Below are 11,649 nucleotides of genomic sequence, written 5' to 3' on the forward strand. Positions count from 1 at the left end.
CACTAGTAATGCTGTCTTTAGAGTGATAATGGACTGACGCGATGCATAATGCAGGGGTCATTTATCCGATAATCTTAAAGACGGTAAATTTCGGTGTGCTTAAACGCCGGACGGGGGTATGTTTATGTCTACGGTTGTTGTTGTTGGAACGCAGTGGGGAGACGAAGGGAAAGGCAAAATTACCGACTATTTGGCGGACGGGGCCGACGTCGTAGCTCGTTACCAAGGTGGTAACAATGCCGGACACACTATTCTCATTGACGATAAAAAGTATAAATTGACGATGATTCCATCGGGTATTTTTAATCATGATAAACTATGCGTAATCGGCAACGGGATGGTTATTAACCCGGAAGCGCTGATTGACGAAATTAACTATATTCATGACAATAACTTCTCCACTAAAAACCTCAAAATCAGTGATCGCGCGCATGTAATTATGCCTTATCACCTGATCTTGGACGGTCTGGAAGAAGAACGTAAAGGCGACAACAAAATTGGTACAACTCGCAAAGGCATCGGTCCTTGCTACATGGACAAAGCTGCCCGCAACGGTGTCCGGATTGCTGATCTGATGGATGCTGAAGAGTTCGACCTCAGAGTTCGCCGTCTGATCGTAGAGAAGAACCAAATGATTCAACAGGTATACGGCGGAGAAGCGCTTGATGCGGATTCGATTATTGCCGAATACCTTGGTTATGCAGAGGTTCTTCGTCCTTACGTGACAGATACTTCAGTTGTATTGAACGATGCTATTGATGGAGGCAAAAAAGTTCTGTTCGAAGGCGCACAAGGCGTTATGCTTGATATCGACCAAGGGACTTATCCGTTCGTTACTTCATCCAATCCATCTGCAGGCGGCGTATGTATCGGATCTGGCGTTGGTCCTTCCAAAATCCAACAGGTTATTGGCGTAGCGAAGGCTTATACGACTCGTGTTGGCGACGGTCCATTCCCGACTGAGCAAATCAATGCGATTGGCGATCTGATTCGTGATAAAGGCCATGAGTATGGTACAGTAACAGGGCGTCCACGCCGTGTAGGCTGGTTCGACAGCGTCGTTGTCCGTCATGCTCGCCGTGTCAGCGGTATTACAGGTCTGTCCTTGAACTCGCTTGACGTTATGAGCGGACTTGAAACGGTCAAAATCTGCACAGGCTACAAATACCGTGGTGAGATTATTGAGCATTATCCAGCAAGCTTGAAAATGCTGGCTGAATGCGAAGCGGTATATGAAGAGCTGCCAGGCTGGTCTGAAGACATTACTAGCGCGAAGACGCTTGATGATCTGCCAGAAAATACACGTAACTACTTGAACCGTGTATCTGAGCTGACAGGTATTCCGATTGCGATCTTCTCCGTTGGACGTAACCGTGAGCAGACGAATCCGGTTGTTAAGATCTATTAAGATTTCACAATATAGAAAGGCGTTGCAGGATTCCTGCAGCGCCTTTTTTTTATTGGGCCAATGAATTCTTATTTAGCTGAGGGGGTTGAAGGTGCCGGCTTAAGGCGGCGAAGCTTCGCGATGAGGAACAGGGTGACCGGAATGATGAAATGACCGATGAAGTAATAAAATACGATGATGGATACCCCATTGGCGTTCAGCTGAATAATGTTGGGGATTGACCAGAAGGATAAGGCGATAATCAGCATGCCGATGGGGATGACAAGCGGCTTATAATCTTTGACGCCGAACCACTGAGCAAATCCAATGACACTCGCATAATAGGTTACGATTGACCGGACGAATACATCTAGCACCCAGAGCAGCATGATGAGCGCGTCGAGATGCTCAATAAATTCGAATATCGATACATACCTAGTGATGATCATAAAGGGAAAAGGAAATAACTCTGTTGCTGGACCCAGTGCCAAGGCAACAAGCAGCATTGTTCCAGTTAAGATCGACAATATCCATAGAACAGATATGAATCCCCAACGCCTAGCCTTATGGATATCACTGACAAAGGGCAAGAAAAAGCTCATATACACATAGGTCGGGAACCATAATTGCAGAACGGCTGCCCCTCGTAGAATAGGTGCTATCCCATTAGACATAAAGGGCAGAATGTGATCAGCCTCTAGATTCGCGATGAGGGGGAAGATCAGGAGAAGCACGATGATGATAATGACGGGAGTGAGCAGCAGTGCGCTTCTTCCAATCAATTCAACGCCGCAGCGAACCGTTATAGCGCTTATGCCTACTAGTGTGACAACTAAGACGAGAGCTGGTGTCTCCTTGTAGAAGCTAGTATTCATAAACTCACTGAATTGACGTGCTTGATTGGCGTTCACCTGCAGGGAGATGAGCAGGAAGACAAGGCTGATGATCTTGCCAAGCAATGTGCCTACAATATGCTCGCTATATTCAATTAGAGATTGACCGGGATAGATCTTGTGTAAATGAATCACGATGGCAACGATAATAAATCCGGTAACGGAGCCTAGTAGTGGGGTGATCCACATGTCTTGCTTAGCCTCCGCATATGCGAACGTGGCTGAATTCAATATAGAGGTTGCCAGCAGTGTCATTAAGATCATGCAAGCCAGCTGTACAGATGATATTTTGCCACTTTCGAGCATGAAGGAAACCTCCTTGTTAAGTTATTTCAATGAAGGGGGTTCATGAGCTCATCCTGCTTAGGGGGCTTGATTCTACGGAGCAGGGCAACCACAAACACTAGGACAGGAAGGAAGAAATAACAGCACAAATATAAGAAGGTGACACTCTTGCTGGTATTGTAGAAATCAATCATCGTTGGGAAGGACCAATAGCCGAACACGATCATGAAAAGGGCAAGAGGAATAACGAGCGGCTTATAATCCTTCAATCCGAACCACTGGGCAAAACCGATTGAGCAGGCATAATGCATCATAATCGAACGGACGAATACATCGAGTACCCAGAGCACCATGATGAGTGAATCGAAGCGGGAGAAGAAGCTGAACAGCACGACATAACGGGTAAGCGTCATAATCGGGAAGTTGAATAGAGAAACGGCAGAGCTTAGGATAAGCAAGCTGGCAAGAAAGGAGCCTGTATAGGTGAGAACTGTCCAGCATACGGACAGGAAGCTCCACTTGGCAGATTTACCATTGTCATAGACGAATGGAATGAAAAAGGTCGTAAGGGCATACATCGGAAACCAAATTTGCAGGAATACTGCTCCACGTAGCAGCGGGAGCACCCCACGATCGAATAGAGGGAGTATACGATCAGGCTCAATCTCTGAGATGAGTGGGAAAATAAGCAGAAGGGTGATTAGAATGATGAACGGTGTTATCAGCAGTGCCGCGCGCCCAATCACCTCCACGCCTAGACGAACAGTTATTACGCTTATTGTGAGTAGAGATGTAAAGATAAATATAGATGGAGTCTGTTGGAAAAAGTTCAGGACCATGATATCAGCGAATTGTCTGGATTGCTGTCCACTCTGAAACAAAATGGCAATAAGGAGAATGAGGCCAGCTAGCTTGCCAACCATTTTGCCCATTATTTTCTCACTGTATTGGACGAAGGATTGTCCTGGATACAGCTGATGCATCCGGTGCATGATGGCGACAATGACGAATCCGGTTATTGAGGCAAGGATAGGCGTCATCCAAAAATCAGTATTGGCTAAGTCATAAGCTCGGGACGCGGCTGTTAGCACTCCTGTAGCGAATACAGACAAATATATTAAGCATGCAAGCTGTGCAGCAGACATTTTGCCACTTTCTAACATGGGATGCAGCCTCCTTCTAGTGGTTGTAGATGATCTATTTCTTCGGGAAAATGAGCTTATTAAGGGGGTCAAACAAGGCATTCAGCCACTGTGAAGGACCTGGCAGGTTCGGGTTGGCCATCACCATGGCGATAATAACGAGAGCGGACACGAATAGGATGAGATAGGCAGCAAGCATTCTCGGGGATTGGAGTTTTTTGCGATCCACCATAAAGAGGACTGCAGCTCCAATAGCAAGTTCTACATAGGACATCACGGAATTATTCATAGGCGTGTACCCTCTTCTTCACTCTGAGCAGGCATAGTCTCATTCTTGCCTTTGGAAGAAACGCCTTGTCTGACCCAGGCAGCTAGCAGCAGGACGATAGGTATGCCTATCCCGGACAGAATATAGTACAAGGGCATCGTTAAGTCTTTGGATGTGTTAATAATGGAAGTGGGATCCCCCCAGAAGCAGAATAGGATGAGCAGCATACCCACAGGGAATACGAGCGGCCTATAGTCAGGCATCCCCAGCCATTGTGCGAGTCCAGCAGCAAATCCGTAATACCCGTACATGATACGAATGGCGAATGCTACGACCCATACCATCATAACAATTGCTTCTAGATGCTCGAAGAATTCACTAAAGCTGGTGAATCTCGCAATGGTCACGAACGGATAGTAATACATAGAGGCAGCATGTCCGAGAAAGGAGGCCACATTCCAGTTCGTTATCATCATCATGAAGCCGAGAATAATGGGTGAGAGCAAGCCCCATCTCCATATCGGCTGAGAAGAGCGTATGCTGGGCAGATAAAAGGTGGAAAAGCAGAAAATGGAAAACCACATCTGCAGGACAAAGCCTCCCATCAGAGAAGGGAATAGGCCGTTCTCCATTATGGGCTTAATAGGTGTTATTGTCCAAGACAGCGGGATGAATACAATCGCGATCACCAAAATAACTAAAGGTGCGTACAGAAATGGAAGACGACAGATGACTTCAACACCGCCCCGAACAGCTGCGCCGGATACGACGATAAGGCAGCCTACTATAACGACTGCTGGTGTATGCAGCAAGAATGATTCGCCTATAAAGTCTGCGAATTGACGAAGCACGAAGCTTGTTGAGAACAAGACAAAGAAGAGAAATAAGAAGGATATGATCTTCCCGAGTATTCGTCCCAAGATGAGATCGGCATATTGAACAAGAGTTTTGCCAGGATAGATCTGATGAAGGACGATTAGAATGGAGATGAGCATTATCCCTCCAAGGGTGCCCCAGATAGGGGCAATCCACATATCCAGCTCAGCAACACCCGCTGATACGGTAGGGGAGGACAGCAGCGCTGTCCCCATAATGGCGATGTACATAAGCATGCTGAGCTGAGCTGCTGAGATTTTTACTTTATCCATCGTATCCCTCTAATCCCTTCGTTATGGTCATGTTAATGCGGTAGAAATAAGCCGACTACGAACCGGATAAACTGTGGAGGCCCAGGCAGGTTCAGGTCAAACAGCAGAACGATTGATAGTGCCCACTGTGCCAGAAGCATGAAGGCATAGGCCTTCTTCGTTCGGGGATCTGTCAAGCGAGTCCACTCCAATCGAAATAAGGCCGCTACTACACCAGTTACAATAATCATCATTATCAGGTTCAAGATTCCTCGTCCTGCTCTTCCATTAAATACTTGTTCTGGCCAATCAGACCTGTACGGAGAATGGAAATCTTAACATCATATTTCACTTCGACCTGTGGAAAGAGCTGATCCCAGTTCTTTTTGTTTTGCTTCCATTGCTTAGGGTAATGACGATGGAATTGATCGGCGAAGCCTAAAATATCGGTATTGGATTTCTGAGCCGTCTCTACTGCACTTGTAATGCGCTGGATGACGACTGTGCTGAACTGCTTCTCCATCATCTTAATGCTGTCAGGGCTTGTGACGTCGATCTTTGTTGTATTCTCAGTCATATTACCGGTTCCTCTAACCTTTGCGGTAATGATCCATTTGCCATTGACAATACTAGGGCGTAGACTACATTTGCTCTTAATAAGCGTTATCGAGGTATGTCCTTCATCGCCTTCCATCCTGCTAGTAAGAGTCGCGGACTTCACCTGATTCCGAAGCCAGAGCAGTCCGCGTGTTTTGTTGACATTGTACAGCTGGTTCATCTTCAGCGACTTAATGGAAATCGCACCGCCCATGAAGGGGCTCTTCCTATTGCCGCTCTCCTTCATGCTTATCCAAGGAATAACTCCGGTATGGGCTTCATCAGACAGCTGAATGATAAGCTCAAGTAAGGTGACACTTAGACCGGTCTGAATGACCGACATTTCACGGAGCACCTCCGCGCTGTTGCGTTCGATACTTGGTTTCCACTGCAGAACTTGGTCGGCTGTTCCCTTGACCATATACACATTCGCCCGTTCACGTGGATGGGGGTGCCTGGTCAAAAAATCCATAGGATCTTCAATGCCATGCTTGACCAGCTTTTCCCCGAATACAAAGACGTCTGACTGTCCCCAAAAAAATCTGCGCGACAGCAGCTCCTGAAGCTTGGCCGCGGCATCAGCAGTATTAGAGCCGCTTGCGCTCTCTACGAGCGATTGATTGGTTCCACCAGAGGGGCCGCTTCCCATGCTCTGTGACTCCCCTGAGCCGCTGGGGACGAATAGCTGTGCCGTTACTTTGATCTTGTTGTCGTCTGTAAGATCGAAGCCAGCGGCTGTAACGATAGCTATGTCATTAATCTCCGTTCGATCCCAGCAGGAGGTAAGAAGCGGCAGAGACAGTACAAGAACAAGGATAACCAAGAGACGGCGCAATGGAGCTCTCAAGCGAATCATTCCTTTTTTAATCTAGAATTTGTAGGTCGCACCCTGAATTTATTCCATAAACCGCCTGTAAGATGCGGCCTCGTATTCATAGCCCATCGAGGGGCTCGTATCAGAGTATCCTTCATCTCTCCCGTTTGAAGAGGGGCCAGTGGAGACAGATAGGGCACACCGAAGGAACGGAGCGATAATAAATGAATGAGAACGAGCAGCCCCGCAAGAACGATGCCATATAAGCCGAGAATACCTGCACACAGCATGATGGGAAATCGAATCAACCGAAGTGCGAGGCCGAGCGAATAGTTGGGAATGAGAAAGGAGGCTACTCCTGTAACAGCGACAACCATGACCATTGGTGATGAGACAATTCCTGCCGAGATCGCAGCTTGTCCTATGACGAGAGCACCGACGATACTGACAGCAGAGCCGACCTGCTTCGGCAGCCGAATGCCAGCTTCCCTCAAAGCCTCGAAGGTAACCTCCATTAGAAGTGCTTCCACAAGAGCAGGGAACGGGATCTGCTCACGAGTCTGGGCAATGGTTAGCAGAAGCGTAGTCGGCACCATCTCTTGGTGGTAGGACAGCACTGCGACATATAGCGAAGGCAGGAATATAGCTAAGAATCCCAGCACAATTCGGAGCCAACGAATGCCAGTAGATACGAATGAGCGCTGGTAGTAATCCTCAGGTGATTGCATCAAGGTAAATAGGGTTGCAGGTGCAACGAGTGAGAAGGGTGTGCCGTTAATCAACAGCGCAATTCGTCCTTCCAGCAGGTTGGAGGCTACCACATCAGGACGCTCTGTTGCCTGAAGCTGTGGGAAAGGCGAGAAGGGATCATCCTCAATCCACTCTTCAATAAAGTTGCTGTCCATGAACCCGTCGGCATCAATTCGGGATAATCGATCCTCCATCTCTTGGACAAGACCGGGGTCAACAATGCCTTCAATATAAGCAATGATACATGTCGTCTTCGTATATCGTCCGATAGTGACAGGCTTAAGCTTGAATGCTGGTGTCTGCAGCCTCCTGCGGAGCATGGAGGTATTCACACGGAGTGTCTCTACGAAGCCTTCTCGCGGACCGCGCACCACGGTCTCAGCTGCTGGCTCCTCAATTGCACGCATTTCCCACAGCGGCAAGGCGAATACACTGGCGAGAGGCTCGTCTCCATCGAGCAGCATAACGGGATTGCCAGCGGAAATATGATCCGCAATCTGCTGCATGTGATCGACAGTCTGCACAATAGCAATCGTAATAAGCGGGAGTACAGAATCCCAGCCTGTATTGCCGTTAACGCCTTTGTTTTTGAGCGGGGCCAGAATGTGCTTGTCCAATTCTTTCACATCGGATAGTCCATCAATGTAGAGAATAGCGGCTCTGGGACCACCACGTATGGTGAACTCATTGCATATGAAATCTGAGCTATCCTGAAACAGCTCGCGCATAGCGGCAGTATCCGCAGTCAGGCTGCCGGTGAGCCTCTTCGAGAGAAGTAAACGCTGTGTATGCAATGTATCCTTAATGGATGCCTGTTGTTTATTCACGAGCTGAAATCCCCCTCACCAATCGTCCCCTATAGATTGTGCATCAACTATCCAATTCATACAGACAATTCCATTTATGTCGATTGCGAGGGTTGTCTACTCTCTTTATTGACCATAATGATAGATAACAGAATGGAGAATGATGCTGCACAGAATGCGGCAGGGATGAGAGGGATGATGATGATGTGGAGAACGACTCGGTGGCTCGCCAAGCTGGTGGCAGCTGGGCTTATTATAAGCTTTCTATCGATCTGGACAACGGGCTATATCGTGAACAGCTATGTGGAGACACTGCTGAAGCAGTTCAATCTGCCTATAGAGGTGCAGCCGATGGCCCTGTCCGGGGTGTGGGGCAACCTGTGGGGAGCCGATCCTGTGAAGGTTGAGAATGTAGAGAAGCCGGAAGGGACTAGCGATACAGTGCAAGAGCAAGACGAAGAAGCGCCTGTAGCAGTCGATGCTTTCGGTGATCAATCCGAGGCGCCGTTAACCGATATGGGAATAGGGAGCGGGACCAAGGCGGATGGAGGTACAGCAGCTGAAGCGGGTGAAGGGGAGCTGGAGTCTGGCGAGAGTACCGGAGAGGCCCCTTCAATTGATGGTACAGAGACAGCGATAACGACTGAAGATCTGAATGAAGTGAAAGAGCAGATGAGCGATGCGGATAAGGACGAGCTGTTCGGCCTACTCATGAGCAAGCTTCCTCAGGAGGCTTGGCAGACGATATCCTCCTTCATGGAGAATGGCCTTACAGATGAGGAGTTAACACAGGTTCAGCAGATTATGGCCCAGCATCTGGATAAGGAGCAATATGAACAAATGATGGGAATTCTGAAGAAATATTAATCATTACCACTATTAGGGAAGGTTGCCCAGTATATTAAGCATATGTTAAAGTAGTAGGCGAGTGCTCCGACAGGGCATTTCGCCTATTTCTATGTCGGAAACCAGATTATAATGCAGCAATAACGCAAAAAGGAGACGATCATGACCGTACTTAGGCCAAAGGATCGGATCCGAAAGGCATGGGACCAATCTGTTCAATTCTTTCGGCAAGTCCGTCCGCAAGACTCGAAAGGCAAGAAACAGCAACAACCTGCAAGCGGCAATGCTGATTCACCCTGGTGGCGCAAGAAGGCTGTCATCATTACCGGAGCAACACTGGCTATTCTAGCGACAGCTGGTATAGGGAGTATCCAATACGTACAAGCAAACACAGTTGACTACTACAATGTATATAGAAATGGAACAACGATAGGCTCGGTAAGCAGCAAGATGGAAGTTGAGCAGTTTCTGAAAGAGAAATCCGAAGAAATGCAAGAAGAGAATCCGGATATTACAATGGTTCTTGATCCAGGTACAATTACCTATACGAACGAGAGTGCGTTCAAGGCAGTGCCCGCAACAGAAGCAACATTGGACAAGCTGGATAACCTAGTTACCACACATGCAGTAGGGGTGGAACTGAAGGTTGATGGTGAAACGATCGGTATCGTGAAGGATCAAGCGACTGCAGAGGCTATCTTAACCCGAGTGCAGAGCAAATACGCACCGGAGCTGGCATCGAAGAAGAGCACGAAGGAAGTACAGGCGCTATCCTACAATGCATCGGATGAGGCGGAGGCTTCTAAGGAAACGGCGGAAGTGAAGGATGGACGCGAGCTGACGAAGGTTCAATTCGTCGAAGAAGTGAAGACCGAGAATGCTCCTACACAGCCAGAAGAGATCATGAGTGCTGAGGATGTATATAAGAAGCTGGTGCAAGGAAGCATCGAGCCGACGAAGTACACCGTACAAGAAGGCGATTGCGTAGGCTGTATAGCAGATAAGTTCAATATTTCGGCAGATGTCATCTATGACAATAACCGCTGGATTGAAGAAGACAAGATCAAGGCCGGGGACGTTCTTGACCTGACGGTGATTCAGCCGGAGGTTACCGTTCAGACCGTTGAGAAGCTAGTAGAAACCGTTACAATCGTGCCACCAGTCGAAGTGCAGCAGAATGATTCCATGCGTGTCGGCGAATCCAAGGTAATTAGTGAAGGGCAGAGCGGTTCCAAGCGCGTTACATACAGTATCGTGAAGAAGAACGGTTATCTGATCAGCGAACAGCTGGTCAGCACTGAGATTATTAAAGAAGCTGTGCCGTCTGTCGTTATGAAGGGAACGAAGGTTGTACTTGGCGAAGGAACGGGAACATTCGCTATGCCAGTTGCTGACTGGTCGCTCTCCAGTAAGTATGGACAGCGTTGGGGCCGGACGCATAAAGGTATCGATATTACCGGCAGTAAGACCATTATGGCAGCAGACGATGGAGTCATTGAATTCGTCGGGACGAAGAGCGGTTATGGCAACACCATTATTATTAATCACAAGAACGGATACAAAACGTTATATGGACATCTGAAATCTATCTCGATCAAGAAAGGCACTATTGTCGAGAAAGGTGACGCAATCGGTATTATGGGAAGTACAGGCCGGTCAACAGGTGTACATCTACACTTCGAAATTCATGAGAATGGAACGGTAAAGAATCCTTTAGAATACTTATAATCGTCCTTATTCCTACTATAGATAGAGAACACATAAGAGGGGTATCGCTGCAGCTTCTGCTGACGGCGATGCCTCTTTTTGTTCCTCGAAGGGGAAAGAGAAAGAGCTGCTGACTATAGGTGTGATCAGTAGAGAGCATAATTGGTTGAAGATGCGGATATTACCGCAGCATGAAGGAACTTTAATGGGTATTAGGTAGATACGTATGGTAATATAGAAGGATAAATAGGACGAGCGACAGGCGGTGTGACGATGCACGGAAAAATATTAGTGGTCGATGACGAACAGCCAATTGCAGATATATTGAAGTTTAATTTGGAGAAGGAAGGGCATCAGGTCATCTGTGCTTTCGACGGCGGAGAGGCGGTTCGCCTAGCCTTCGAAGAAAAGCCTGATCTCATTCTGCTTGATCTCATGCTTCCGGTAAAGGATGGCATGGATGTGTGCCGCGAGGTGAGGACAAAGCTGCAAATGCCGATCATTATGCTCACAGCCAAGGACACCGAGATTGATAAGGTGCTGGGTCTGGAGCTTGGGGCAGATGATTATGTAACGAAGCCATTCAGCACGCGCGAGCTGCTTGCTAGAGTGAAAGCGCATTTAAGACGGCAGCAGAAGGCGAATGAAGCGACAGCAGCAGCTTCCAGCGACCATGCAGACGGAGCTGCGCTTGAGGAAGAGAAGCAGGGGCTGCGGCTGTTCAATCTGTTTATTGATACGGATATGTATGTGGTATATAAGGATAATGAGCCGCTCGATCTCACCCATAGGGAGTATGAGCTTGTCTATTACATGGCTCGCAACAGCGGCAAGGTCATGACCCGGGAGCATCTGCTTCAAGCGGTATGGGGGTTCGAATATTTCGGAGATGTTCGCACCGTTGATGTAACGATTCGCAGACTTCGTGAGAAGATTGAGGATGATCCGAGCCGTCCGGAATATATTATGACCAGACGCGGACTCGGCTATATGATGCGCAATTCAAAGTCAGGAGGCCTGGCTTAGC

Annotated in this window: 11 protein-coding genes; 4 read left to right on the plus strand and 7 right to left on the minus strand. The window is 48.0% G+C overall.

Features of this window, described 5'->3' with window-relative positions:
- The first annotated feature begins 124 nt into the window (after nt 1-124).
- Entirely contained in the window at nt 125-1,408 is a 1,284-nt protein-coding gene (locus AC6ESP_RS17580) for an adenylosuccinate synthase (RefSeq protein ID WP_497098033.1), read from the plus strand.
- Between the two features lie 68 nt (nt 1,409-1,476).
- On the opposite strand, the gene AC6ESP_RS17585 is transcribed toward AC6ESP_RS17580, so the two are convergent.
- From AC6ESP_RS17585 to AC6ESP_RS17615, 7 genes are read right to left on the minus strand one after another with little or no spacing between them, the layout of a single operon-like run.
- Entirely contained in the window at nt 1,477-2,586 is a 1,110-nt protein-coding gene (locus AC6ESP_RS17585) for a GerAB/ArcD/ProY family transporter (RefSeq protein ID WP_497098034.1), read from the minus strand.
- 26 nt (nt 2,587-2,612) lie between these two features.
- Nucleotides 2,613-3,728 carry a GerAB/ArcD/ProY family transporter gene (locus AC6ESP_RS17590; protein WP_497098035.1) on the minus strand — a complete coding sequence of 372 codons (1,116 nt, stop codon included), beginning with the start codon at nt 3,726-3,728 and terminating at the stop codon, nt 2,613-2,615.
- 34 nt (nt 3,729-3,762) lie between these two features.
- On the minus strand, nt 3,763-3,996 hold the full coding sequence (locus AC6ESP_RS17595) for a hypothetical protein (RefSeq protein WP_497098036.1): 234 nt from the start codon (nt 3,994-3,996) through the stop codon (nt 3,763-3,765).
- Nucleotides 3,993-5,123 carry a GerAB/ArcD/ProY family transporter gene (locus AC6ESP_RS17600; protein WP_497098037.1) on the minus strand — a complete coding sequence of 377 codons (1,131 nt, stop codon included), beginning with the start codon at nt 5,121-5,123 and terminating at the stop codon, nt 3,993-3,995. The genes AC6ESP_RS17595 and AC6ESP_RS17600 overlap by 4 nt, the downstream gene beginning before the upstream one ends.
- Nucleotides 5,124-5,155: 32 nt before the next feature.
- Nucleotides 5,156-5,353: a hypothetical protein gene (locus tag AC6ESP_RS17605; RefSeq protein WP_497098038.1), complete on the minus strand. Its 198-nt coding sequence runs from the start codon at nt 5,351-5,353 to the stop codon at nt 5,156-5,158.
- Nucleotides 5,354-5,364: 11 nt separating this feature from the next.
- Complete coding sequence (locus tag AC6ESP_RS17610) at nt 5,365-6,534, minus strand: Ger(x)C family spore germination protein (RefSeq protein WP_497098039.1); 1,170 nt, start codon at nt 6,532-6,534, stop codon at nt 5,365-5,367.
- Nucleotides 6,535-6,551: 17 nt separating this feature from the next.
- Nucleotides 6,552-8,090 (minus strand): spore germination protein, encoded by a 1,539-nt coding sequence (locus AC6ESP_RS17615; protein WP_497098040.1) that lies wholly within the window; start codon nt 8,088-8,090, stop codon nt 6,552-6,554.
- Between the two features lie 117 nt (nt 8,091-8,207).
- Between AC6ESP_RS17615 and AC6ESP_RS17620 the strand changes: the two genes are divergently transcribed.
- The 3 genes from AC6ESP_RS17620 (at nt 8,208) to yycF (ending at nt 11,648) form a co-directional block, all read left to right on the plus strand.
- Nucleotides 8,208-8,936, plus strand: a complete 729-nt coding sequence (locus AC6ESP_RS17620) for a hypothetical protein (RefSeq protein WP_497098041.1) — start codon at nt 8,208-8,210, stop codon at nt 8,934-8,936.
- 141 nt (nt 8,937-9,077) lie between these two features.
- A complete protein-coding gene (locus AC6ESP_RS17625; protein WP_497098042.1) occupies nt 9,078-10,643 on the plus strand; it encodes a peptidoglycan DD-metalloendopeptidase family protein in 1,566 nt (521 codons plus the stop codon).
- Between the two features lie 252 nt (nt 10,644-10,895).
- Entirely contained in the window at nt 10,896-11,648 is a 753-nt protein-coding gene (gene yycF, locus AC6ESP_RS17630; RefSeq protein ID WP_497098043.1) for a response regulator YycF, read from the plus strand.
- Nucleotide 11,649: the final 1 nt, after the last annotated feature.

The sequence above is a fragment of the Paenibacillus xinjiangensis genome (genome assembly GCF_059686975.1).